General features: G+C 63.6%; 21 protein-coding genes and 1 tRNA gene. 5 read left to right on the top strand and 17 right to left on the bottom strand.

The genetic code is table 11. The features are described 5' to 3' along the window. Positions 1-3 precede the first annotated feature (3 nt). The 14 genes from ftsH to DAES_RS06240 all read right to left on the bottom strand — a co-directional run bounded on the left by ftsH (position 4) and on the right by DAES_RS06240 (position 17159). A complete protein-coding gene (ftsH, locus tag DAES_RS06305) occupies positions 4-2052 on the bottom strand; it encodes an ATP-dependent zinc metalloprotease FtsH (protein ID WP_013514200.1) in 2049 nt (682 codons plus the stop codon). Positions 2053-2213: 161 nt separating this feature from the next. After that, positions 2214-3602 carry an argininosuccinate lyase gene (gene argH / locus DAES_RS06300; RefSeq protein ID WP_013514199.1) on the bottom strand — a complete coding sequence of 463 codons (1389 nt, stop codon included), beginning with the start codon at positions 3600-3602 and terminating at the stop codon, positions 2214-2216. A 3-nt stretch (positions 3603-3605) separates the two neighbouring features. Then, positions 3606-4838, bottom strand: coding sequence for an argininosuccinate synthase (locus DAES_RS06295; RefSeq protein ID WP_013514198.1), 1233 nt, complete (start codon positions 4836-4838; stop codon positions 3606-3608). Positions 4839-4868: 30 nt separating this feature from the next. Beyond that, positions 4869-5771 carry an ornithine carbamoyltransferase gene (gene argF / locus DAES_RS06290; RefSeq protein ID WP_013514197.1) on the bottom strand — a complete coding sequence of 301 codons (903 nt, stop codon included), beginning with the start codon at positions 5769-5771 and terminating at the stop codon, positions 4869-4871. A gap of 115 nt (positions 5772-5886) precedes the next feature. Then, positions 5887-7497, bottom strand: coding sequence for an AlbA family DNA-binding domain-containing protein (locus DAES_RS16915; protein ID WP_013514196.1), 1611 nt, complete (start codon positions 7495-7497; stop codon positions 5887-5889). A gap of 15 nt (positions 7498-7512) precedes the next feature. Then, complete coding sequence (ybeY, locus tag DAES_RS06280; RefSeq protein ID WP_013514195.1) at positions 7513-8001, bottom strand: rRNA maturation RNase YbeY; 489 nt, start codon at positions 7999-8001, stop codon at positions 7513-7515. Then, positions 8001-9014, bottom strand: a complete 1014-nt coding sequence (locus DAES_RS06275) for a PhoH family protein (RefSeq protein ID WP_013514194.1) — start codon at positions 9012-9014, stop codon at positions 8001-8003. Before DAES_RS06275 ends, ybeY begins: the two co-directional genes overlap by 1 nt. 77 nt (positions 9015-9091) lie before the next feature. Continuing rightward, positions 9092-9856 carry an ABC transporter permease gene (locus DAES_RS06270; protein ID WP_013514193.1) on the bottom strand — a complete coding sequence of 255 codons (765 nt, stop codon included), beginning with the start codon at positions 9854-9856 and terminating at the stop codon, positions 9092-9094. Then, complete coding sequence (locus DAES_RS06265; RefSeq protein ID WP_013514192.1) at positions 9850-10584, bottom strand: ABC transporter ATP-binding protein; 735 nt, start codon at positions 10582-10584, stop codon at positions 9850-9852. Before DAES_RS06265 ends, DAES_RS06270 begins: the two co-directional genes overlap by 7 nt. Before the next feature lie 80 nt (positions 10585-10664). Next, positions 10665-11600, bottom strand: coding sequence for an ABC transporter substrate-binding protein (locus DAES_RS06260; protein ID WP_013514191.1), 936 nt, complete (start codon positions 11598-11600; stop codon positions 10665-10667). A 149-nt stretch (positions 11601-11749) separates the two neighbouring features. Then, on the bottom strand, positions 11750-12844 hold the full coding sequence (locus DAES_RS06255) for an SO_0444 family Cu/Zn efflux transporter (RefSeq protein ID WP_013514190.1): 1095 nt from the start codon (positions 12842-12844) through the stop codon (positions 11750-11752). Between the two features lie 81 nt (positions 12845-12925). Then, complete coding sequence (locus DAES_RS06250) at positions 12926-13282, bottom strand: ArsR/SmtB family transcription factor (protein WP_013514189.1); 357 nt, start codon at positions 13280-13282, stop codon at positions 12926-12928. A 317-nt stretch (positions 13283-13599) separates the two neighbouring features. Then, positions 13600-14118 (bottom strand): thiol peroxidase, encoded by a 519-nt coding sequence (gene tpx, locus DAES_RS06245; protein ID WP_013514188.1) that lies wholly within the window; start codon positions 14116-14118, stop codon positions 13600-13602. Between the two features lie 83 nt (positions 14119-14201). Next, complete coding sequence (locus tag DAES_RS06240; RefSeq protein WP_013514187.1) at positions 14202-17159, bottom strand: NAD-glutamate dehydrogenase domain-containing protein; 2958 nt, start codon at positions 17157-17159, stop codon at positions 14202-14204. Positions 17160-17379: 220 nt separating this feature from the next. Here DAES_RS06240 and DAES_RS06235 point away from each other — a divergent pair, with 220 nt between their 5' ends. Both DAES_RS06235 and DAES_RS06230 read left to right on the top strand, forming a co-directional pair. Beyond that, positions 17380-18324, top strand: a complete 945-nt coding sequence (locus DAES_RS06235; protein ID WP_013514186.1) for a chemotaxis protein — start codon at positions 17380-17382, stop codon at positions 18322-18324. Further along, the gene (locus DAES_RS06230; RefSeq protein ID WP_013514185.1) at positions 18321-18716 is read left to right on the top strand and encodes an Hpt domain-containing protein; all 396 of its coding nucleotides are present in this window, start codon (positions 18321-18323) and stop codon (positions 18714-18716) included. Before DAES_RS06235 ends, DAES_RS06230 begins: the two co-directional genes overlap by 4 nt. 68 nt (positions 18717-18784) lie before the next feature. Here DAES_RS06230 and DAES_RS06225 read toward each other — a convergent pair whose 3' ends face one another. Together DAES_RS06225 and DAES_RS06220 are read right to left on the bottom strand one after the other, a co-directional pair. Beyond that, a complete protein-coding gene (locus DAES_RS06225) occupies positions 18785-19294 on the bottom strand; it encodes a hypothetical protein (protein WP_013514184.1) in 510 nt (169 codons plus the stop codon). A gap of 97 nt (positions 19295-19391) precedes the next feature. Continuing rightward, positions 19392-21236 (bottom strand): UbiD family decarboxylase, encoded by a 1845-nt coding sequence (locus tag DAES_RS06220; protein WP_013514183.1) that lies wholly within the window; start codon positions 21234-21236, stop codon positions 19392-19394. Positions 21237-21805: 569 nt separating this feature from the next. On the opposite strand from DAES_RS06220, the gene DAES_RS06210 reads away from it, so the two are divergent. Next, positions 21806-22201, top strand: coding sequence for a bacteriohemerythrin (locus DAES_RS06210; RefSeq protein WP_013514181.1), 396 nt, complete (start codon positions 21806-21808; stop codon positions 22199-22201). Between the two features lie 98 nt (positions 22202-22299). Here the strand turns inward: DAES_RS06210 and DAES_RS06205 are convergent. Further along, positions 22300-22376, bottom strand: a tRNA-Arg gene (locus tag DAES_RS06205). Between the two features lie 226 nt (positions 22377-22602). Here DAES_RS06205 and DAES_RS06200 point away from each other — a divergent pair. Together DAES_RS06200 and DAES_RS06195 are read left to right on the top strand one after the other, a co-directional pair. Next, positions 22603-23169 (top strand): UbiX family flavin prenyltransferase, encoded by a 567-nt coding sequence (locus tag DAES_RS06200; RefSeq protein WP_013514180.1) that lies wholly within the window; start codon positions 22603-22605, stop codon positions 23167-23169. A 127-nt stretch (positions 23170-23296) separates the two neighbouring features. Beyond that, complete coding sequence (locus DAES_RS06195) at positions 23297-23974, top strand: metal-dependent hydrolase (RefSeq protein WP_013514179.1); 678 nt, start codon at positions 23297-23299, stop codon at positions 23972-23974. The last annotated feature ends 11 nt before the right edge of the window (positions 23975-23985 follow it).

The following is a 23985-nucleotide window of genomic DNA, read 5'->3' as shown; positions in this document are numbered from 1 at the left end:
CGGTTACTGAATCTTCGGGTTGCCGTCGCCCGACTTCTCGCCGGAGTCCCCGTCGGCCTTCTCGGCCTGACCGGTCTTGCCGTCGTCCTCCTCTAGGAGGAAGTCATCGCCCTCGGGCTGTTTTTCGCTGACCGGGGTGTAGCCCGGCCCGGCGACCACCTTGCCCTCGGCGGTGTAGACCGGCGCGTCGCCAGAAGCGGACGTGCCGGACGATCCGGGAGCGCCCGTGGAGCCGCCGTTGTTCATGGGCGGCAGGGACTCGCCCTTCATCAACAGATCAATGTCCGCGCCAGTGATGGTCTCGCGGTCGAGCAGGGCCAAGGCGATGGCTTCCACATGCATCAGGTTCTCCCTGATCAGCTTGGTGGCCCGCTCGTGGGCCTGGGCCACGAAATGACTGACCTCGGCGTCGATGGTCTTGGCCGTCTCTTCTCCATAGTCCTTGTTGTGGATCAATTCCTTGCCCAAGAAGACCTGCTCCTGGCTGTCACCGAAGCTCAAAGGGCCGAGCTTCTCGCTCATGCCCCACATGCAGACCATGTTGCGCGCGGTCTTGGTGGCGCGCTCGATGTCGTTGCTGGCCCCGGTGGTGAGCTGGTTGAGGACCACCTCCTCGGCCACCCGGCCTCCCATGAGGACGACCATGGTGTTCTTGAGGAACTCCTTGGAATAATTATACCTGTCCTCGCCCGGCAACTGCATGGTCACGCCCAGGGCACGACCGCGCGGGATGATGGAGACCTTGTGGACCGGATCGGTGCCGGGCAGTATCTTGGCCAGCAGGGCATGGCCCGCCTCGTGGTAGGCCGTGGTCCGCTTCTCCTCCTCGGAGAGGATGAGGCTGCGCCGCTCCTTGCCCATCATGACCTTGTCCTTGGCCTCCTCGAAGTCGCTCATGTTGACATGATCCTTGCCGAGCTTGGCGGCATAGAGCGCGGCCTCGTTGACCAGATTCTCAAGGTCCGCACCGGAGAAGCCGGGCGTACCCTTGGCGATGATGTGCAGATTCACTTCGGGCGCGAGGGGAGTCTTGCGGCTGTGGACCTTGAGGATGTGCTCGCGGCCACGCAGGTCCGGACTGGGCACGACCACCTGCCGGTCGAAGCGGCCCGGCCTGAGCAGGGCCGGGTCGAGCACGTCGGGCCGGTTGGTGGCCGCCACCAGGATGACGCCCTCGTTGGATTCGAAACCGTCCATCTCGACGAGCAACTGGTTGAGGGTCTGCTCGCGCTCGTCATGCCCGCCGCCCAGTCCCGCGCCGCGCTGACGGCCCACGGCGTCAATCTCGTCGATGAAGATGAGGCAGGGGGCGTTCTTCTTGCCCTGGGCAAAGAGGTCGCGAACACGCGATGCGCCCACACCCACGAACATCTCCACGAAATCGGAACCGGAAATGGAATAAAAGGGAACCCCGGCCTCGCCCGCCACGGCGCGCGCCAGCAGGGTCTTGCCCGTGCCGGGTCCGCCCACCAGGAGCACGCCCTTGGGGATGCGTCCGCCAAGACGGGTGAACTTGCGCGGCTCACGCAGGAAATCGACGATCTCGGAGAGCTCCTCCTTGGCCTCGTCCACGCCCGCCACATCGTCGAAGGTGACCTTGGCGGTCTCCCCGGTGATGAGACGCGCCTTGGAGCGGCCAAAGCTCATGGCCCCGCGTCCGCCGCTGCCGCCGCCCTGCATCTGGCGCATGAAGAATATCCAGACGCCGATGAGCAGCAGCATGGGGAACCAGGACAGCAGCACTGTCATGTACCAGGGGGATTCGTCCGGCGGCTCGGCCTTGACCTGCACGCCCTTCTTGATCAGCGTCTCGATGAGATTGGGATCGTCAGGGGTGTAGACCTGGAACCGTTCGCCAGAGGTCTTGAGACCGGAGACCCGCTGTCCCTGAATCTTCACCTCTGCCACACCGCCGCTGTCCACCATGGACAGAAACTCGCTGTACGAGGGCTGATCCTGCGGCAGGGGGGGCTGGTTGAACAGGTTGAAGAGAACGACCATCAAAACGAAGATGATCGCCCAGACAACGAGATTTTTCATATGATTGTTCAAATACTGTTCCTCCGGGCGTTGCGGCCTCAGGCCACGTGCGCCCTCTTGAGCGGACCGCGACAGGTGGACGCGGTCGATTGTTGACAGCCTGTCAGTTTTCTAAAGTAATGGCCTTGCGTGAAAAATCAAGGGAAACGACGCAAAAAAAATGGATCCGGAGATCATCCGGCAGAACCGAGCCACGTCCTGAGCGCTGTGATCTGCCCGGCCACGGACTGCGGCCCGGTGCCGCCCGGCATGTTCCGCCGCCTGACTGCGGCCCGGTAATCCAGCACCCCGTAGACATCCTCGTCTATCAGGGCGGAAAACCGGCGCATCTCGTCCAGGCTCAAATCCTCAAGCCGCACACCCTTGGACTCGGCATAGCCCACTGCCGCGCCAGTGATGTGGTGCGCCTCGCGGAAGGGCAATCCCCTGGCCGCCAGATAGTCGGCCAGCTCGGTGGCGTTGAGAAAGCCCCGCTCCACCGCGGCCAGCATCCTCTCCGGCACGAATTCCAGCTCGCGAAGCAGCCCGGCCATGATCTCAAGGGACGCGGTCACAGTCCTGTCCGCGTCAAAAAATGGCTCCTTGTCCTCCTGCATGTCCCGGTTGTAAGTCATGGGCAGCCCCTTGACCAGCACCAGAAGCCCCATCAGGGAGCCGACCACCCGGCCCGTCTTGCCGCGCATGATCTCGCAGGAGTCCGGGTTCTTCTTCTGCGGCATGATGGACGAGCCGGTGGAATAGCCGTCCGGCAGCCTGACATAGCCGAAGTTGGGATTGGCCCAGATGATGATCTCCTCGCACATCCGCGACAGATGCGTCATGACCACGCTGCCCGCGAACACGGCCTCAAGCACAAAATCGCGGTCCGCCACGGCATCCATGGAGTTGGCGAAGACCGCTTCCATGCCGAGCTGTTGGGCCACAAAGGCGGGATCGACCGGATGGGTGGTCCCGGCCAGGGCCGCCGCGCCCAGGGGCATGACCCGGACGCGCTTCAGGCAGTCGGCCAGCCGCTCGTGGTCGCGCCTGAACATCTGGCAGTAGGCCAGCAGATGGTGGGCGAGGCTCACGGGCTGGGCGGGCTGGAAGTGGGTGCATCCGGGCAGCAGGGTGTCCCGGTGCTCGTCGGCCCGGTCCGCATAGACCTTGATCAGCGCGGCCAGACGCTCCTGCCAGGCCGCCAGCCGAGCCGCCACATGGAGCCGGAAATCCAGGGCCACCTGGTCGTTGCGGCTGCGCGCCGTATGCAGCTTGCCGCCCAGGGGGCCGATGAGCTCGGTCAGACGCGACTCGATGTTCATGTGCACGTCCTCGTGCCCGGTCTTCCAGACAAACTCCCCGGCCTCGATCTCGGCCCGGACCGCGTCCAGCCCGTCGCAGATGCGCACGGCTTCGTCGTCGGTCAGGAATCCCTGGCGCGCCAGCATGCGGGCATGGGCCTGTGAGCCGAGGATGTCCTCGGCATAGAGCCGCCAGTCAAAGGACACGGACTCGGAATACGCCTCCATGGACGCGGCGGTTCCGCCTGAGAACCGCCCTCCCCACATCTTCTTGTCTGCCATACCTTACTCGCAGCTGTCTTCCACGTCTTTGCCGCCAAACTTGCTCTGCTGCATGCGGCCCTTGAGCCGCAGGCCCACGAGCTTGATGAAGCCCGCAGCATCGGACTGGTCGTAGACGTAATCTTCCTCAAAGGTGGCCAAATCGGCATTGTACATGGAGAACGGCGACTTGCGGCCAAGGGGCACGCAGTTGCCCTTGTAGAGCTTGACGCGCACGGTGCCGGTGACCTTCTCCTGCGACTTGTCCACCATGGCCTGCAACGCCTCGCGCTCCGGCGAGAACCAGTAGCCGTAATAGACCATCTCGGCGTAGCGGGGAATGAGGCCGTCGCGCAAATGCATCATTTCGCGGTCCATGGTCAGCCCTTCGAGGTCGCGGTGGGCGGCGGCCAGAATGGTGCCGCCGGGCGTCTCGTACACGCCGCGGGACTTCATGCCCACAAAGCGGTTCTCGACCATGTCAACTCGTCCGATGCCGTGCCTGCCGCCCAGCTCGTTGAGCTTGGCCAGCAGGGCTGCCGGAGAATACCGGATGTCGTTGACGGCCACGGGGTTGCCCCGCTCGAAATCGATGGTGATCTCTTCGGCCTGATCCGGACATTTCTCCAAGGGGGTGACGGTGCGGTGGCAATCCTGGCCCGGAGAGTTCCACGGATCTTCCAGCTCGCCGCCCTCAAAGGAGGTGTGCAGCAGGTTGGCGTCGATGGACCACGGCTTGGCGCGGCTCACCGGCACCGGGATGGAGTTCTCCTTGGCGTAGTTGATGAGATCGGTGCGCGACTTCATGTCCCATTCGCGCCAGGGGGCGATGGTCTTCAGGCGCGGGTTGAGGGCCATGGTGGCCAGCTCGAACCGGACCTGATCGTTGCCCTTGCCCGTGGCGCCGTGGGCCACGGCCTGGGCGCCCTCGACCTCGGCAATCTCGACCATGCGCTTGGCGATCAGGGGCCGGGCAATGGCCGTGCCGAGCAGATAGCGGCCCTCGTACAGGGCGCTGGCGCGGAACATGGGGAAGACGTAATCGCGCACAAACTCCTCGCGCAGATCCTCGACATACGCCTTGACCGCTCCGGTGGTCAGCGCCTTCTGCTCGATGCCGTCCATCTCCTCGCCCTGGCCGAGGTCTGCGGTCATGCAGACCACGTCGCAGTCGTAGTTGTTCTTGATCCACTTGAGAATGATCGATGTGTCAAGTCCGCCCGAGTAGGCGAGAACGACTTTTTCCAGCTTGCTCATCTGATTATTTCCTCGCTATTCCATCTAGCTTTAATTGCTGTAAATCCATTCGATGATGGCCTTTTGCATGTGCAGCCGGTTCTCGGCCTGGTCCCAGACGATGGAGGCAGGCCCCTCGAACACGGCCTCGCTGACCTCCTCGCCCCGGTGGGCGGGCAGGCAGTGCATGAAGCAGGCGCCCGGCGCGGCCTTGGCCATGAGCACATCGTCCACGGCATACCCGGCAAAGGCGGCCTCGCGCTTCTTCTGCTCCTCTTCCTGTCCCATGGATGCCCAGACATCGGTGTTGACATAGTGCGCCCCGGCCACGGCCCTGGCCGGATCGTCGGTCAGGGTGATGTCCGCGCCCAGGCTGCGGGCCTTGTCCAGGATACCCTGGTCGGGCAGGTATCCCGCCGGGCAGGCCAGGGAGAGGGCAAAGCCAAAGGTGGCCGCCGCATTGATGAACGAGTGGGCCATGTTGTTGCCGTCGCCGATCCAGGCCACCTTGATCTCGTCGAGGCTGGGCGTGCGCTCGTACATGGTCAGCACGTCGGACATGATCTGGCAGGGATGGTACTCGTCGGTCAGGGCGTTGATGACCGGAATGGTCCCGTATTTGACCAGGGTTTCGAGCTTTTCCTGGCCAAAGGTGCGCACGATGAGTCCGTCCGCGTAGCGCGAGAGCACCCGCGCGGTGTCCTTGAGGGGCTCGCTGCGGCCCAACTGCGAGTCACGCGAGGTGATGAAGACCGGGTCGCCGCCAAGCTGGCGCACGCCCACTTCAAAAGAGACCCGCGTGCGGGTGGAGGCCTTCTCGAAAATCAGGAGCAGGGTCTTGCCTGCCAGGAGGTCGGTGCGGACTTTTCCGTCCTTCATCTCCTTGGCGCGCAGCAGCACCTGCCGGGCCTCGTCCCTGGGCATATCCAAAATAGTCAGGAAATTCTTGGGCATCGTACGTGTACTCCATCATCGATTGCCGGTCTTTATGAAAGGGAAGAAGTGTGGCCGATATTCACATGGATGTAAAGGCTTTTGGTCCGCCTCTCCATGCCCGTTGCCAGCACCATCAATGGTTCTGGAGCCATTCGTAAAACTGGCTCAGGGTGAGCTGGCGGCTGGCCGGGCCGCTGCGCACATAGAACTCCTCGCTCTGGCCCGTCTTGAGGATGGCCGGGGCCGAAGCGGGCGTGCACAGGACGCGGATGACCGGCCTGCCATTGACTTCAATGACCATGGTATCGACATAGCGCGAGAATTCAGCCCCGACATACTGGTTCACAAGGTTGTTGAGGTGCAGCAGCGCCTTGTCGTCGCTGGCGAAATTGTCCTCGCCAAAGCCGGTGACCATGCCATCGTCGGCAACACCGATCAGGAGCATGCCGCCCTCAGAATTCATGAAGGCGGCCACGGTCTTGACAATGGCGTGTTCGATCTCCTTGCCGTTCTTGCCCGCCTTGAGGTTGAACCGCATGGTCTGCTTGAATTCAAGCACGCTGCATTCGCCCTCGGCAATGAGACTCAGCACGTCCTGAGCGGTCCGGGCCGCGCCGTGACGCATGCCCAGGGTCTCGATCCTGGCCCGGTACCTGCGCAGCAGAAACAGCGCGCATGCGGCCAGAAGCACAAGCCCGCCTCCAAAAAATTGTAAAAAGGTGTCGCTGCCCATGGCCGGAACCACACTCTTCATGGGCACGGCCACGCCAAGGGACATGCTGTCTTCGAACACGGACAGGGGCATGAGGTAGACCCACCACGTTTCGCCCGCCACCCGCATGGAGACCGGAACGCTGCGCAGCGACGCATCGGCGGCCAGGAGTTCGGCGGCCCTGGCGATGACCGGATCAGTCACGCTGCCGACCGGCTGCGGCACACGGGTCTGGCCCGGCCCGGCAATGACGGCTCCGTCGCCGATGGACAATATGCTGCCGCTGGCCCAGGAGAGAAAGACCTTCTCGGCCCTCCCCTTTTCCGCGCCGACAAGCTGACTGACCACGGCATTCACGGGCAGAATGAAGGAGAGCATGATCTTCCTGCCCCTGCTTTCGGCCAGCGACGAGGCCGTGATCCACGACTCGCCCGCGTCGAGCAGGCGATCCGTGCTGCGCCACCGGACCTGTCCGGGCGCAAGCTGCCGGAACTCGTCGGCCAGCACGGCGTCCACCGCAGCCTTGTCGTACCGCCCTCTGGCCTGGGTCGGCCTGGAGTTGCCGTCGCTCGTCCACAGGGTCCAGCGCAGGTCGCTCGAAGGGTCGCCTTGCGCACCGGTCGCGGCCACGCCTTCCAGCAGCCCGCCGCGCCTGCGCGTGAGCATGTAGCGCAGCCCGTCACCATCAGAGACCATGGCCGAGGCCAGGACAGCGTGTTTTTCGAGGATGGCGGCAAAGACGTCGCGCAGGTGGGCCGGTTCCAGGCTCCCGAAATCCTTGCCGGTCAGGTCGATGTTGGATGCGGACACCGCGTTGACCAGCACGGTCACGGCACCCGACAGGCCGCGCGCCGAACTCTCCACGGCCACGGAAGCCGCGTCGCGCCGGACCTCGTGCACGCCCCAGAAGGCGAGCGCAGCGATGGCCGCCATGGCCAGGATCACCCCGGAAAAGAGCAGCCTGTAGAGGTTCCTGCCCCGCATGAGATTGCGGGTCCGGCTGCGGCTCCGGCGGGAAATGCGCTTGAACATGAAACTCCTGGTTGATCAGTCTGAACAGGTGAGCTGGACAACATCCACAGCCGTTTCCGTGAGCGCGTCCATCTCCTCGCCGTGGTCGTGCCCGGCCAGATGCAGAATGCCATGGGCCAGCAGCCGGGCCAGATGGACACGGGGCGGCTGACCGTAGAGATGGGCTTCGCGGGCCAGGGTGTCCACGGACAGGGCCAGCTCGCCAAGGTATTCCGCCATAGTGCCTGAATCAGGACCTGAATCGGGGTCAACATCGGGGCCAGAGTCAGGGCCAGACCGCTCAAAGGCGGGAAAACTCAGAATATTGGTGGGGCCGGGGCAGCCCATGAACTCGCGGTTGAGCCGGGCGATCTCGCGGTCGTCGACCAAGGTGAGTTCCAGGGCCGCGCCCTCAAGGCCGAGGCTGTCCAGAATGGTTTCCACCACCCGGACAAGCTCCTGCCGGGACAAAGGAAAATCCGGTTCCAGCCGGGTTTCGCGCAGGATCCTGATATCGCCGCCCATCATTCGGTCCGGATGGTGTCGTGCTGATCGTAAGCGCGGACGATCCGCCCCACCAGGGGGTGGCGGATGACATCGTGCTCGTCGAAGAGGATGAACTTCACGCCCTTGACCCCGTCGAGAACGGTGCGGGCGTTGAGCAGGCCGGAGCGGGCGTGGACAGGCAAATCGATCTGGGTGACATCACCGGTGATCACGGCCCGAGAGCCGAAACCAAGGCGCGTCAGGAACATCTTCATCTGTTCCGGCGTGGTGTTCTGGGCCTCGTCGAGGATGATGAAGGCGTCGTTGAGTGTGCGGCCACGCATGAAGGCCAGGGGGGCCACCTCGATGACGCCGGTCTCCTGATATTCCTGCATCCTGGGAAAATCGAGCATGTCGTGCAGGGCGTCGTAGAGCGGGCGCAGGTAGGGATTGATCTTCTCGGCCAGGTCGCCGGGCAGGAAGCCGAGCTTCTCGCCCGCCTCCACCGCCGGGCGGGTGAGCACAATGCGCTTGACCTCGCGGCGCAACAGCGCGCCCACGGCCATGGCCACGGCGAGGTAGGTCTTGCCCGTGCCCGCGGGACCGATGCCAAAGGTCAGGTCGTACTGCCGGATGGCGTCGAGATATTCGCGCTGGTTCAGGGACTTGGGCGAGACCGTGCGTTTGCCGGAGGTGGCGTAGACATCACCCTTGAAGACCTCGCCCACGTCCGCCGAGGGCTGGCGCATGAGGATGCGGCAGGCAAAATCCACATCCTGGGGATAGATTTTCTTACCCGCCTTGAGCATGGCGTAGAGCTGGGTAAGCACCTGGGCGGCCAACGCTTCCGCGCTCTCCCCGCCCTCTTCGCCCTCGGGCGCGGTGACGGTCACGGCGTTGCCCCGACTCTCAAGGCGCACGCCGATCCGCTCGCCCATGAGCTTGAGATACTGGTTGTGGGGGCCAAAAAGCTGGCTGGCCAGCCTGCTGTCATCAAATTCGAGCTTCATGTCGAGCAGTCGCTCCCGCTGGTGGTTGACGGATCGCCCCATGGCGCCATGCCAGCCTGTCTGGCCGTGGTTGATCTGGTCGCACCGTAACGGGCATCCCGCAATCTTTCAATGGACGATCACCCCTTTTTTCTGAGGAACATCCACCGGCACGCCTTGCGCTCCATGAAATTGGCCAGCTCATAGAGGGCCGCGCCCATCAGGCTCATGCCGATGATCCCGGTGAACATGCCGAGATAGTCCATAGCCCCCCAAGCGTCCATGATCATGTAGCCCAACCCCCGCGTGGTGGCAAAGGATTCGACGAAGAAGAGCACGGCCACGGACACGCCAGTGCCGAGGCGAAGGGCTGTAAAGCCATGGGGCAGGGCCGCGGGCAGCAGCACCTCGCGCAGCACGTTCCAGCGCGAGCCGCCGAGCGAGCGGACCGAATCGAAATACTTCGGATGGATGGAGCGCACCCCGTCGCGGGTGGTGACCAGTATCTGGTAGCCGAGGATGAGTGCGATCATGGCGATCTTGGAGGCGTCGCCAAGGCCGAACAGGAGCAGGAACACGGGCAGGAGCACGATCTTGGGGATGGGATAGGTCAGGAAGATGAACGGGGCCAGCAGGGCGTCCGCCCGCCTGACGCTGCCCATGACCAGCCCGAGCGGAAAGGCGACACACCAGGCCAGGGCCATGGCCGTGACGGCCCGGTAGCCGCTGATGCAGAAATGCTCCCAGAAGATGCGGGTGGACAGGGCCGAGGCAAAGGCGGCCAGCGCGTCCTCAGGATGCGGCAGGATGACCCCGCCCAGGGCCACGGCGGCCAGCTTCCACAAAAGGCCGAGCGCGAGCATGACCAGCCCGTAGCGCATGATCGGGCCGCCTGGCCTCACCATACGTCCTCCACGGTGTGTCGAAGCTCCTTGAGCAGCTTGAAGCACGCCTCGGTGTCGCGGATGGACGCATCGCCGAAACCAGGGTTGTCGAACACGGCCACGGGCCGGGCCGGACGGCCCGACATGACCATGATCCTGCGTCCAAGCACCACAGCCTCCTCCAGCGAATGGGTAACCAGGACATACGGCACCCTGCGCCGTTTCCAGACATCGAGCAGGGTGCGCTGGAGCCGCTCGCGGGTCAGGGCGTCCAGCGACGAAAAAGGCTCGTCGAGCAGCATGAGCCGGGGCCGGGAGACAAAGGCGCGGGCAATGGCCACCCGCTGCTGCTCCCCCCCGCTCAGGGTGGCGGGAAAGTCCTGGCCGCGCCCGACAATGCCCAACTCGGCCAGCTGGGCCTTGGCCCGCGCCCGCCGCTCGGCGCGCGGCACGCCCTGCACCTTGAGACCAAGGGCCACGTTGTCCTCAACGGTGCGCCAGGGCAGCAGCCCGTAGTCCTGCAGGATGATGGAGATGTCCGGGGTCGGCCCGCTGATGGGCGCGCCGTCAAGCAGGACCGCCCCGCTATCGGGCCTGACAAGGCCGCTTAGGATATAGAGCAGCGAGGTCTTGCCGCAGCCCGACGGGCCGACCACGGCCAGGGTCTCCTCGCCCGCCAGGGCAAAGGACACGCTGTCCAGGACGCGCTCCGCGCCATAGGATTTTCCGAGATTTTCGGCTCTGAGCATGAATTCTCTGGGTGTTGCATTGGCCCGACGGCAGCAATGGCCGCACGGATTTGGACGCGACGGCGAAGCTCCCCTTCGCGCTACGGTATGATCGGGGAGAGCGCGATCTCGTTGGGCATGCGCTCCCGCAGGAGCCCCTTGGCGATCATCCAGTCCTGAACCTCGTCGAGTTCGCTGTCGGCAGGCAGCGCGGGCAGCGGATACCTGTAGACCGGAAATTCCGCTGCCAGCGGCTGGGGAATGCGGCAGACCTCGGCCATGAGCGCGCGATACTTCTCGGGATCGGCGGCCAGCCGCTCCACGGCCTCCTTGTAGGCGGTGACAAAGCGGACATAGGTCTCGGCACCGTCGGAGAAATACTTGCGGTGCAGGCAGAGCACGGTCAGGGGCACGTCAAGGTTGTCCGCAGTGACCAGCACCCCGCCGCCCTTGAGCCTGGCCAGCGACAGGAGCGGCTCGGGCAGGAAGGCAGCGTCGATCTGATCGGCCATGAGCATCTGGAGCCTGATGGGGATCTTCTTGACTTCCATGCGTGAGAAATAGCCCGTGCCCACGCCCAGCCGCGCCTCCATCTTGTCGGCCAGAAACTCCATGATGGTGGACTTGGAGATGCCGAGGTTGCTTCCCTTGAGCTCGGCCAGGGTCCTGTCCCGCGCGCCCGGCGAAAGGGCAATGCCGAACATGGGATAGCCGGGGGAGGTGCGCCAGGATGTCAGAGCGATGTACATGGGCACATTCTGGTTGATGAGCATGTAGGTGGCGATGAGGTCGCCAAAATAGCCGTCGAGCTGGCCGGTCTGCATGGCCGTGTCGCGCTCAAGGGCCGAGGCAAAGGGGATCAGCTCGACATCAAGCCCCTGCCCGGCGAACAGGCCGTCCGTCACCGCCACCTGGAGCGGCAAGGTGTCGAGCACGGGCAGAATGCCGAAGCGTATCCTGACATCCTGCGCCTTGGCGGGCGCGGTCAGGATAACGAGGCAGAGTATGAGCAACGCAGCGGGCAGTGGATTTCTCATGCCAGTTCTCCATAAAATTGGTGGCGCGTATGTAGCATGCCCGCGCGAGAAAGAAAAGACGTTGCCCGGAGAGGCCCGGCCTCGCGGCGAGGGGCATGCCCTGGGAAGGATCGTCAGGCAGCCGGACCGGCTGCGCCCTGTCCGGCGGCTCAGCCGTGGCCGCCCTGGAACAGGGTGCGTCCGACGAGCAGCAGGATGGTCACGGCGCTGATCACGCCGACCCACTCCGGCAGGGTCTCGTCCACCTGCATGACCACGGCCCGGATGTCGAGCCCAAGGCCGATATAGAGCCTGTCCACCAGCCAGGCCAGCCCCAGCGAGCAGACGACAATGGACGCGAGATACAGCCCGGTCGCCCGCCTGCCCAGGGTCTTGAGCATGACCGTGATGGTGGCCCCGTTGGTGGCCGGACCGGCCAGCAGAAAGACCAGAGCCGCGCCAGGCGACAACCCCTTGAGCAGCAGCGAGGCAGCAATGGGGGTCGAGGCCGTGGCGCAGACGTAGAGCGGCAGGGCCACGACCAGCATGACCAGATAGGACAGGAACCCCTGGCCCACGTATTCGACCAGCACGTCCTCTGGAATCAGAGCCGCGATGGCCCCGGCCACGATCACGCCCGCGATGAGCCACTTGCCGATATCCGCGATCATCTCGCCAAAGGCGTAGCCCATGCCCGCGCGAAACCGGCCCGCAAGGGTCACGGGGGAAGAGCCGCAGCCGTGGCAGCCGCAGCCCGGCGCAGTGGGTTCGCCGGTCGCGGCAGATTCGGGAGAGTCGGCGGGCGATCCCACCACGATGGGACGCATCCGCGACGCTGCCCCTGCCTCGCGGTCGGGGAAGGCGTTGACCAGCAACCCGGCGAAGATGGCGGTGATCGTCGCGGCCACGGGCCGGACCACGGTCATGATCGGGTCGATGAGCGCATAGGTCACGGCCATGGAGTCCACCCCGGTCTCGGGCGTGGAGATCATGAAGGCCGTGGTCGCCCCCTTGCTGGCACCCTGTTGGCGCAGCCCCAGGGCAGCGGGCAGCACCCCGCACGAGCACAAAGGCAACGGCACGCCGATGAGGGCGGCCTTGAACACCGAGCCCACCGAGCTCTTGCCGAGATGGCGGGCCATGAACGAATCCGGCACGAACGCCTTGAGCAGCCCGGCCACGAAAAAGCCAAAGAGAACATAGGGCGCAGAATCCACAAGTACTCGCCACGACTCTGAAAATATTTCGAAAAACAATTGAGGCACGGTTCACCTTCCTCTCAATGCAACTCTGTTACATATGAGCATATGTTCATGTAATTGGATAAAAAAAAGAGCGGCCACGACTCACCCCTCTTCCCGGACATGGTCAAGCCCTTGAACGATGAGGGCGCGCACATGATCGTCGTCCAGGGTATAGTACACGTTCTTGCCATCCTTGCGGTAGCGGACCAGCCGGGCGGCGCGCAACAGCCGCAACTGGTGCGAGATGGCCGAGGGCGACATGTCGAGCACCTCCGCCAGGGCGCAGACGCACAGCTCATTGATGGACAGGGCGTAGAGCATGCGCACCCTGGTGTAGTCGCCAAGGGCCTTGAACAGCTCGGCCAGGAAAAGGAAATCGCGCTCGGTGAGCATCTGCCCCCGGACCCTGTCCACGTTCTCGACGTGCTGCTCGGTATTTCCACATGCGATGTTGGACATTTTTCCTCAAATGATCAGCTACTCATTTGTGATGGATTTACCCACGTTCAATCCGGTTGTCAACCGGTCGAGCGCACAAGGCTGCTCTTTCCTGACGAAAGAGCGGCCTCAGCGTGTTGACAAAGTCCACTCTGAAAGGCTGTTGAGAAAGGTTCGAGTGCTAGGCGCGAAAAAAAGGCAAGACCGACGCGTATATATAATACGCGAGGGTTTGCCTTTTTTGAAGCAACGACGCAATCGGGCCTTTGTCAGCAGCCTGAGGCCGCCCTTTCCTGACGAAAGGGCGGCCTGTCGGATCTGGAAGTGACCGGGAGTGATCAGCCCGCGACATTTCTGGCCGCAGCCAGGGCGGCGGCGTAGTCAGGCTCATCGGTGGTTTCCTTGAGGTACTGGACATAGGCCACGCGCCCATCCCGGCCGACCACGAAGACCGCGCGGCCCAGGAGACGCAATTCCTTGATCAGCACGCCCCAGGACTGCCCGAAGGAGGCGTCGCGATGGTCGGAGAGGGTCTTGACCGCCTCGACCCCGGCGGCTCCGCACCAGCGTGCCTGGGCAAAGGGCAGGTCCATGCTCAGGGTGAGGATGGTCACGTCTTTGCCGAGCCCGGCGGCCTCGGTGTTGAAACGGCGTGTCTCCATGTCGCAGACCGGGGTGTCGAGCGAAGGCACCGAAGCTATGATCAGCACCCTGCCCTTGTAGTCGGCCAGGGTTTTCGGGCTCAGGTCGTTGGCCAGAACGGTAAAGGCCGGGGCCGTGTCCCCCACCTTGATCTCCGGGCCGACCAGGGTCACGGGGTTGCCTTTCAATGTGACGATTCCAGTTCTTTCTATCATGCTGTTCGCTCCTTTGATTTATAATTGATAATTATTCCTATCTGAAGGTTGTCAAAGAGGCAAGCGAAATTCACCCTTCTTTGCTATCCCAGGCCGAGCCGGTCGAGGGTCAGGCGGCTGCGCCCTCCCCGCTCCAGGATGTCGACCACGAGCGGGCCGTGCGCCAGCCCGGCGGCGCGGACCTCGGCCACGAGCCGGGCCAGCGCCTTCTCCTCGGCCAGATAGCCGAAGACCACCTCGCGCACCCCGCGCAGGGACACGAGCCGCTCGGCCCAGCCAAGACCCTCCTGGTAGAGCATCCTGGCCGAGACAAACGCGGCCACCAGGGCCAGCTGATGCCTGCGCGGCAGATCGCCCACCAGACGGTCGGCATATTTTTCGGCCAGGATGGTGGGACAGTAGGCAAGGATCACCTCGCACAGCTCCGGGCTGTCAGCCACCCGGCCCGTCTCCTCTTCGAGCGCCGCAACGATCCTGTCGGCCAGTGCGTTGATGGACGCCGAGAGGGCATAGGATATCTGGGTGACGGTCTTGCCGCCCCCGGCCAGCCGGTATTCGCGCATGAGCAGCCGGGCCTCGGCCCCGGCGCGCTGGCGCAGGATGTCGAGCAGCTGGGACACGTAGCGGTCCTTGATGGCGAGGAATTCCTCGTCCGTCAGGATGAGCCCGGCCAGGATCTCGTAGGACGAGCAGATGACCCCGGTCTTGTTGGCCGAAGGGCCTGGCACCACCAGCACCCCCGCCTTTTCCAGCGCGGTTCGGGCGTCTGCCGCGATGAATATGTTGGCGCCCTCCACGATGCCCCTGGCCGATGGCGTGCCATCCCTGCCGAGGAACTGCTTCCAGTTGGTCATGTTGATGGTCTCGGGCCTGCCGCCCGCCGGGATGAAGAGGTCGGCCCTGGCCTGGTTGTGCAGCTCGTCGCGGATGCGCACGCCGTCGGGGTCCTGGGTCGAGACCACGAACGCGCCCGCGCCCGTGAGCCGTGTGGCGTCAAAGCCCGATGCCCGCCCCCCGCTGTCGATGAGACGCAACAGCTCGGCATGGTCCATGCCGTCCGGATCAAAGGCCGCCCCGTGTCCGTCGGCCATGGCCACGATGCGCGCGTTTTCGCCGTATTCGCGGATGAGAATCCTGATGACGTTGGAGGCCACGTCGCCCGCCGGGCCGCCGGTCAGCTTGACCGAGAACGTCTGCCGGGCCGGATCGATTCCCAGAGCCAGCAGCAGCTCGCGGGCAAAGACCACCACGCCCTCGCTGGTCACGCCATATTCCTTGTGAGCGATCCCGGCTCCGGGCTTGGAGCTCATGAACGCGCCGGGCCACTTGTAGCCGCGCTTGGCCGCCCTGGCCGCGATCCAGGAGATATGCTCCGGCGTGATGTTCTCGTCAGGACCGAGAAAGATGACCTCCTCGCGGTTCAGGTGGTCCACAATGTCGGGCAGGACGAACCCGCTCCCGTTGGCAGGAGCGGCCAGGAGATCGAGGAACGAATCGACCATGCTCCTGACGGCCAGATCGATATCCCCCTCGGGGCCGAGCAGCAGGACCGCCTTGGACCCGCCCTCCGGAATGTCCTTGTTCTTGAACTGCTGCGCCTTGGCCAGCTTGGTGACCTCGTCGAAGAGCCGGTTGGACTCCAGCTCGAAATGCTCCTGGGAACCGGTGCGCACCACCCGGACCCCGCCCCTGGCCATGTCGCGGTATCGGACATGGAAGGCAAAGCAGTACGGCCCGTGGAAACAATAGAGGCCAAAGGGCCGCTCCTGCGCCGGGGTGGGAGCGAGGATGATCGGGTCCAGCCGAAAGCTCAGGCCGAGCCGGTGCGGCAGATAATAGTTGGTCCGCAGAGTATACCTGAAAAACTTATAGATGTATTTCAAAATGTTGCGGTGTATCTCATTGTTCACGCCGTTGATGGCCTCAAGGACGGCCTCGCGCTGTTCGGCCACGGCCCTTTCCCGGTCGCCTGCAAGGGCGGGATTGCAGCGGGCGTCGAAATAGTCGAGCAGCCGCCGGGCCACATGGCGGTGCTTGAGCACCACGTGGACGATGCGACCGGAGCCGTAGGCGTGCAGGTTCTTCCGGATCAGGAACTGGTGGGCGAACTCTGAGGCGGCCTGCATGAGCATGACCTCGCCAAGCTCCCAGCCCTCCTCCTCGGCCAGGGCCTCCAGGCCGTGAAAGGCGAACCATTTGGTCAGCTCCAGCTGGCGGCGAAGCCGCTCCCACTGCCCTGTCCCTTCGACCAGCCCGATGCGGGAACGGTCGAGATAGAAGCTCATGACCGCGATGGGCGGCATGTCCCCGCGCTCGAAAACATCCGAGTAGGCCCGGTCCACCGGGATGTTCTCCCTGGCAAAGACGTTGACCACCCGCAGGAGCAGCCCCCTGGCCGGCGGATGCTCCATGGCCACGGACACGCGGTCGAACCCAGGCACGGGCTCTGTGTCGAGGGCGACCTGGACCCGCTCCCGGTTCTCCACGCAACTGCACGTTTTGAAATGGCGCACGGCCCGGCCCGGTTCGAACTTCTCCAGATAATCGTCGTTGGCGCTGGCCAGGAAGCCCTCAAAATCAGCCGCCTCGGCAGGGTCGAGATCAAGGCCGCCCCGGCGGACCGTGGCCAGGGCGCGGGCCAGCCCGTCGCTGTCCGCAGCGCACTGCGGCCTTGGGCCAAAAAGCAGCGTGTCGAGCCGGATGGTGTCGTCGCGGCTCGAATAGATGCGCGCGATGCGGATATCCCGGTCGATATGCTGCCGCAGCACCCCGGCCAGGGACCGCATGTCGCCGCCAGGGGTGATGTGCGTGACCATGGTGCCGCACGGACTGTGCAGGACCATGGACTGCCCCTGCTCGCGGACCATGCCCGAGACCAGGGCCTTGAGGTGCCGGACCTGCTCGTCCCTGCCGTGGGTGCGAAAGTAGTATTCGGGCATGTTCCGGCTGAACCATGGAACAAGGGTCCGCACCGACTCAAGGACCTGTCTCTGAACCTCGTCGCGGAGCGTGGCCGGATCAATCGTCGTATCCTGGTTCACTGGGCATCTCCTGGCTTGAGGGTCGGACCACTGTGCATCATCATTTGTGCATGGCCCGCGCGCACCCGTCAAGGGGGAGAAAAAATCATTCACGAATCGTCCAACACATTATAATGGTTTGACTGACGATCTTATAGCATGGACATGCAGTGTCCTGCGGGGTATGATCAGACAAGTGGGCCATGGTGGCCTGACCTGAGTTCCGCGACGAGGTAATAGTATGAGCAAGCTTGCGACTGACACTGGCATCCTTCTGGAGACCGGCACGAACGAACTCGAAATTCTTGAATTCTATATCAACGAGACCATCAAGGAAGGACATCCCCCGGTCAAAAACCACTTCGGCATCAACGTGGCCAAGGTCATGCAGGTCATCGAGACGCCGAACCTGGAACCTCCGGAATCCGCGCCCCATCCGTCGTTCATGGGGACCATCCCCCTGCGCGATCTCATCCTGCCGGTGCTCGACCTCTCGGTCTGGCTTGAACTCAACATGCCCAAGACCGAGCGCGACATCGTCATCGTCACCGAGTTCAGCAAATCCGTGACCGGATTCCTGGTCTCAGGCGTCACCGAGATCCACCGCGTGGGCTGGGGCGAGGTCATCCCGCCTTCAAGCGTCATCTCCCAGAGCACCGATTCCATCATCGGTCTGGTGGACAAGGGCGACCACTTCATCCAGTTGCTCGACCTCGAAACCATCCTGACCCAGTTCGAGCCGGACGACGGCATAGCGCTGAAAAGGTCGGACAGGGAGTACAAGGTGCTGGTGGCGGACGACTCGGCCACCATCCGGACCATGCTCCAACAAAACCTGACATCGGCCAACTTCAAGCCCACCATCACCAACAACGGCAGCGAAGCCCTCAAGACCATCATGGGCTACAAGGCCATGGCCGAGGAAGCGGGCAAAGACATCACCGAGTATGTGGACATCGTGGTCTCGGACATCGAGATGCCGCTCATGGACGGCTTCAGCCTGACCAAGAACATCAAGCAGGACCCGGTCCTGAAAAAGCTCCCGGTCATCTTGTACTCCTCCATCATCACCAACGAGCTGCGCCACAAGGGCGACTCCGTGGGCGCGGACATGCAGATCACCAAGCCCGACCTGCACACCATTCCCGAAGTGGCCATCAAACTCATCGAAGGAACGCACGCTTGATCAAACCGGGTGACGAAATCCTCGAGGTCTACCTCGAAGAGACCTCCGAACGGCTCAACACCATCGAGACGGGGCTGCTCCAGCTTGAGAGACGGTCCGCCCCGGACTCCGAACTGGTCAACTCCATTTTCCGCGACGCCCACTCGGTCAAGGCCGGGGCCAACCTCCTCAAGCTCAAGGTTATCGAGGAACTGGCCCATACGCTGGAGAACGTGCTTGAGAACGTCCGCACCGGAAAGATCCCGGTCACGGAGATGATCATCACCGCCAGCCTTGAAGCGGTGGACAAGCTCAGGGAACTGGTGGACAATATCGACCGCAATGATGACATCAGCATCCGGCTGCACACGGCCATGCTCGAAATGTCCGTCAAGAAATCTCTCGAACGCTGAGACACGACACGCAAAAAAAGGGCGTCCCGATCACGGGACGCCCTTTCTTTTCGCCTTGCTTCACGGGCCTAGTTTTCGAAGACCTTGAGCAACTGACTCGCCTCCTGCATCTTGGTAAAGGAGGTATTCTTGAAGACCTCCCCTTCCACGGCCTTGAGGAACTCGTCGTGGGTCATTTCGGTGAAGTCGATCATGATGCCCTTGACCTCGAAATACATAAGCAGGAAAGCCGTCAGCGGCTCATCGGAAAAGACCCTGGCCAGCCCCCTGGGATCGGTCAGCGAGGTGAAGGGCTTGTTCATCCCGCCAAGAAAGAACAGGTCAAGGCGGCTCTTGCCGTCCGTGACCACGCCGATCAGGTTGAAGGTGCCGAGCCTGGACACGAACTCGTCAGTCAGGTCCGGGAATTCGAGGATGTCCTTCTTGGGGAACGCCCCGACAAAGACCATGGTCCCGCTCTCCTCGGCCATGGTGTGCCGAAACACGGACTCCCCGTGATGCTTCCTGGCCGCCTTGACCGTCTCGTACAGGTCGCAGGCAAAGGCCAGCTTGATATCCTCGATGACTTTCCCGTCCATGGATTCCCTCCGGTGTTGAGCGCAACGCAGCGCAGCAAATAGCGCATTTCAGCGCGTTGCACAATCGGCCAAGCGTCGAAACCGGGCCAATAAACCGCTAGATGATACCGTGCAGCGGCCCGCCGGGCGCGCCCAGGGCGTCCACGCGCCGCTCCACCTCGGGGTCCGGGGCAAGGGGCGGGGCGTGGTAGGTCTTCAGACGCGCGTCGATGACCACGGCCAGGGTCGCGCCCCAGTGCTTGGCATTGGTGAATGCGCCAGCGCCGTAAATGTCCGTGGCCGGATCGGAGCGGGTGAAGGTCACCCAGAGAAAGTTGTCCCAGTCCTTTGCCGTGAAACCGGCGTCGTCGGCCACCACGATCAGGGGGAACCCCTCGATGCCCCGGACCTGCGACAGGATTTCGCCCAGCCTGTCAAAGGCCGGGTCCTGCTGGTCCCGCTTGCGGCGATGGGCCGGTCCCTTGAGAACCATGATGCCCGGCGCGAACACACGGGCGTTGCGGAACCCGCGCGGCAGATCGAGGCCGGACGGCAGTTCGGCTGCCAGTGTCCGTCTGGGCGAACCTGCGGCGGCGAGCACCAGCTTGGACCCCTGGTTGAGGCTGATGCCGGAATAGTCCAGGGTGTCCATGGTGGTGCGGGTGATGAAGTGCAGGTCGCGGGTCAGGTCCACCCGCCGCAGCATGTGGCCGAAAAAGGCCGGGATGTCGTGGCAGGAAAGCCCTGGCTCCATGTCCTCCCTGGCCGCGATGACCACGTATTTCGAGAGCGAGGTCTGGGTGTTGCCCAGCAGGGACATGGCGTTGGTCAGCAACTCCTGGGGCTGCCTGTCCTGGGCATAGGGCACGTACCGTTCGCTGCCCACGGCCAGGAGCAGCGGATGGACACCCGCCGCGTCCACGGCGTGGACCTCGTGCACGCCCGAGAAGACCGAGGGCACCAGCTCCGCGGTCATCTCGTGGATGAACTCGCCAAACACGGTGTCCTCCTGGGGCGGCCTGCCCACGGTGGTGAACGGCCAGATGGCGTCGCTGCGGTGAAAGACCCTGTCCACGCGCATGACCGGAAAATCGTGCGTCAGGCTGTAGTAGCCGAGATGGTCGCCAAACGGCCCCTCGGGCTTCTGCTCGCCGGGCATGACCATGCCGCAGATGCAGAAATCCGCCTGGGCCGGAATGGGCAGACCGCCCTCGCGGCTGACCATGGGAATGCGATGCCCGGCCATGGCCCCGGCAAAGAACAGCTCGGCCAGCCCCTCGGGCAGCGGCATGACCGCGGCCAGGGTCATGGCCGGGGGACCGCCGACAAACACGTTGACCCTGAGCGGCTGGCCCTTGGCAAGCGCCTGGGCGTGATGATGGCCGATGCCCCGATGAATCTGGTAGTGCAGCCCCACCTCGCGGTCCGGCAAAAAGTCGTTGCCCGTGAGCTGGACCCGATACATGCCCATGTTGGACCCGGCGTAGCCCGGATTGTCCGGGCTTTCGGTGTAGACCTGGGGCAGGGTCACGTAGCCGCCGCCGTCCATTGGCCAGGAAACCAGCTGAGGCAGGGCCGATATGGTCGTCTCATGCTCCATGACCGGCCCGGTCCCGACGCTGCGCGGCAGGGTGTGCCAGGCCGTACGGGGCGCACCCAGATATCGCAGCGGGTGCCTGAGCGCCTCCATGGGGTTGAGCTTGAGTTTCATCAGCCGGCGCACCGTGGCGATGGTGTCGCGGAAGATGAAGTGCATCCGCTCGCGCGTGCCGTAGATATTGGCGGCCATGGGAAAACGGCATCCCTTGACATTGGTGAAGAGGAGCGCCGGACCGCCCGCCAGGAAGACCCTGCGCTGAATCGCCCCCACCTCGATCCTGGCATCGACCGCCGTGTCGATGCGCACGAGTTCGCCCCTGGCCTCAAGGGCGTCAAGGCACTGTCTGGTGTTGATGTATCCCATTTCGATTCCCGGTTTCGTGTTTGCTGGCGAGACAATCTAGACGGAACGGGCGGAAATGTTAAGCGGGAATCGGGCAGTCGGCGGGGCAGTCGACAGGGCTGTCGACAAACGCGCCCTCTCGCCGCTTGACAGCGGACGACGTCCACACGCAGTCGAAATGGACACTGCCTTGCGGATCGAACAGTGGGCGCATGTCCATCTCAAGGGGCTTCATCCCCTTTGACGCGAGGTTGCGACAGGTGTTGCAGAACACCCTGGGATAGCTGCACACAAGGCAATAGGGCCGGTAGTCGTCGCAGGCATGCGCGTTCCAGGGCCGCCTGATTCCCAGCACGCACGACTTCCGATGAAAGACGCACGTCAGACAATTGTTTGACATGGTTGACAATTTACGCATCTTGGTCCTCCGAATCAGATACTGGCTCAGTTTCGGATACCATCACGGACCGCTCACAATGGGTATTATAATTCCACCCGCCCCGCGCCACCCTCGCACCTCGCCCTTTTCCCGGGCCGGACGCCATGCTAGGATCACTGCGAGAGGCACACCCGTTATCCGGAGGAGAACCATGCCGCTGATGCAGTGGGACACGAACCTATCCGTGGGCGTCGAGGAGATCGACGCCCAGCACAAGACGCTCGTGGACCTGGTCAACCAGACCTACGAGGCCATCCAGGGACAGGACCACGCCCTATTGGCAGAGCTTGTGGACCGCATGGCCGCATACGGCAGAACGCACTTCGCCACCGAGGAGCGGTACATGCGCGACCACGGCTTCCCCGGCATTGAGGAGCACAAGTTCCAGCACGCCAAGTTCAACGCCACGGTGGACGACTTTCGGCGCAAGCTGGACAGCCAGACCAACCTGACCCAGGTGTTCGTCTTCCTGAGCAGTTGGCTGGCCGCGCATATCATGAACGAAGACATGCGCTACGCCGCCCACATGGCAGGGCGCGAAAACTGATGAGGGCAACCCGACGCACCAGGATGCGCCTGCCCAAAAAAGTGTGGAAAAAGAGAAAAGGGCTTACACGCAATCAGCGCGTAAACCCTTGTCTTTCGTGGTGGGCTATACAAGATTCGAACTTGTGACCTCTTGCTCCGGAGGCAAGCACTCTATCCATCTGAGCTAATAGCCCGCGAGAACGAAGTAGCTATACTCCGGACCACGCTTTGTCAAGGAGACATCACCCGGCCTGAAACAGGCACCGCCTATTGGCATCGGCAAGCAGGCCAAACGACAACACCACCATTTTCTCTTGCAAAAATGTCTAAATAAAGTCTATAAGGGTTGAAATCATGGCCGGTTTCGGTCCGCACCCGGCCTGCGCAGGCCGGAGCAGGCTGAGGAACCGCGGAGAGCCGATGGACAAAAAACGAATCATCCTGGCAGTTACCGGCGCCAGCGGCACCGTTTACGCCGCCGCGCTGGCCAACGAGCTTGGCCGCCGGGACGACATTGAGCTGCACCTCATCATCTCCGACGCCGCCCGGCAGGTCATGGCGCAGGAAACGGACACCACACCCGACTCCCTCGCCGCCCGCGCCTTTGCCGTCCACCCCCAGGCTGACATCGGCGCGCCCCCGGCCAGCGGCTCGTGGCGGCACCAGGGCATGATCATCTGCCCCTGCTCCATGGCCACCCTCTCCGCCGTGGCCACCGGCGCGGGCAACTCGCTCATCCACCGGGCCGCGGACGTGACCCTCAAGGAGCGCGGACGCCTCGTGCTCGTCACCCGCGAGACCCCTGTCAGCGCCATCCACCTGAAGAACATGCTCGCGGCCAACCGGGCCGGAGCCGTGATCATGCCGGCATGTCCCGGTTTTTACCATCGCCCGGAGACCATCGGGGATCTGGCCGCCCATCTGGCGGGCAGGATTCTCGACCAACTGGACATCCCGCACGCGCTCCACGCCCGCTGGGGCGAGTGAGCCTGGGATGAGAAGGCAAACACGAGGCTGACAACAGACAGGCGCAAGCCGCCGGGCAACTCGCGCGCCCGGCAGTCCGGTGCGGATTTCCCGCACGCGCAATCCGGCAGCCGTCAGGAGGGAGAGTATGGAGATCACCTGGTTCGGCCATGCGAATTTCATGATCAGGACAGGCGAAACAGTGGTGCTGATCGACCCGTTCTTCGTGGGCAACCCGTCCTCGCCCACGACCTACAAGGAGATCGAGCGGTGCGACCTCATCCTCGTCACCCACGACCACAACGACCATGTGGGCCAGACCCTGGAGCTGGCCGCCAGGCATGACGCCGAGGTGGTGGCCATCTTCGACGTGATCCAGAACCTCATCACCCAGGGACTGCCCGAGCATCTGGGCGTGGGCATGAACATCGGGGGCACGGTCTCCCGGCTCGGCCTTTCCATCAAGATGGTCCAGGCCATGCACTCGTCCGTGCATGGAGCCGCCGCTGGCTTCATCATCACCCTGCCCGACCGGACCTGCATCTACAACTCCGGGGACACCGGCCTGTTCGGCGACATGGCCCTGTTCGGCAAGCTCCACGACATCAACATCGCCATGCTGCCCATCGGCGGACGGTTCACCATGGACGCGGTCCAGGCGGCCTACGCCTGCTCGCTGCTCGGCTGCCGCAAGGTCATCCCGCAGCACTGGGGCACTTGGTCGGTCCTGGCCCAGAACACCACGGCCCTGGCCGAACAGCTCATGCTCCTTTCGCCCGAGACCGAGCTGGTGGAGCTTGCCATCGGCGAACCGACGACCCTCTAGAGCCGGAGAGC

Origin of the sequence: Pseudodesulfovibrio aespoeensis Aspo-2 (assembly GCF_000176915.2) — a bacterium.
In the GTDB taxonomy this organism is placed as follows: domain Bacteria; phylum Desulfobacterota; class Desulfovibrionia; order Desulfovibrionales; family Desulfovibrionaceae; genus Pseudodesulfovibrio; species Pseudodesulfovibrio aespoeensis.
Note: the sequence above shows the minus strand (reverse complement) of the source record. Positions and strands in the feature narration are given on the sequence as shown.

What these genes read in the sequence shown, in the direction of transcription:
- argH (WP_013514199.1), bottom strand. Translation starts at nt 3,602, where the DNA reads ATGGCAGACAAGAAGATGTGGGGAGGGCGGTTCTCAGGCGGAACCGCC.
- DAES_RS06295 (WP_013514198.1), bottom strand. Translation starts at nt 4,838, where the DNA reads ATGAGCAAGCTGGAAAAAGTCGTTCTCGCCTACTCGGGCGGACTTGAC.
- argF (WP_013514197.1), bottom strand. Translation starts at nt 5,771, where the DNA reads ATGCCCAAGAATTTCCTGACTATTTTGGATATGCCCAGGGACGAGGCC.
- DAES_RS16915 (WP_013514196.1), bottom strand. Translation starts at nt 7,497, where the DNA reads ATGTTCAAGCGCATTTCCCGCCGGAGCCGCAGCCGGACCCGCAATCTC.
- ybeY (WP_013514195.1), bottom strand. Translation starts at nt 8,001, where the DNA reads ATGGGCGGCGATATCAGGATCCTGCGCGAAACCCGGCTGGAACCGGAT.
- DAES_RS06275 (WP_013514194.1), bottom strand. Translation starts at nt 9,014, where the DNA reads ATGGGGCGATCCGTCAACCACCAGCGGGAGCGACTGCTCGACATGAAG.
- DAES_RS06270 (WP_013514193.1), bottom strand. Translation starts at nt 9,856, where the DNA reads ATGGTGAGGCCAGGCGGCCCGATCATGCGCTACGGGCTGGTCATGCTC.
- DAES_RS06265 (WP_013514192.1), bottom strand. Translation starts at nt 10,584, where the DNA reads ATGCTCAGAGCCGAAAATCTCGGAAAATCCTATGGCGCGGAGCGCGTC.
- DAES_RS06260 (WP_013514191.1), bottom strand. Translation starts at nt 11,600, where the DNA reads ATGAGAAATCCACTGCCCGCTGCGTTGCTCATACTCTGCCTCGTTATC.
- DAES_RS06250 (WP_013514189.1), bottom strand. Translation starts at nt 13,282, where the DNA reads ATGTCCAACATCGCATGTGGAAATACCGAGCAGCACGTCGAGAACGTG.
- tpx (WP_013514188.1), bottom strand. Translation starts at nt 14,118, where the DNA reads ATGATAGAAAGAACTGGAATCGTCACATTGAAAGGCAACCCCGTGACC.
- DAES_RS06235 (WP_013514186.1), top strand. Translation starts at nt 17,380, where the DNA reads ATGAGCAAGCTTGCGACTGACACTGGCATCCTTCTGGAGACCGGCACG.
- DAES_RS06225 (WP_013514184.1), bottom strand. Translation starts at nt 19,294, where the DNA reads ATGGACGGGAAAGTCATCGAGGATATCAAGCTGGCCTTTGCCTGCGAC.
- DAES_RS06220 (WP_013514183.1), bottom strand. Translation starts at nt 21,236, where the DNA reads ATGGGATACATCAACACCAGACAGTGCCTTGACGCCCTTGAGGCCAGG.
- DAES_RS06210 (WP_013514181.1), top strand. Translation starts at nt 21,806, where the DNA reads ATGCCGCTGATGCAGTGGGACACGAACCTATCCGTGGGCGTCGAGGAG.
- DAES_RS06200 (WP_013514180.1), top strand. Translation starts at nt 22,603, where the DNA reads ATGGACAAAAAACGAATCATCCTGGCAGTTACCGGCGCCAGCGGCACC.
- DAES_RS06195 (WP_013514179.1), top strand. Translation starts at nt 23,297, where the DNA reads ATGGAGATCACCTGGTTCGGCCATGCGAATTTCATGATCAGGACAGGC.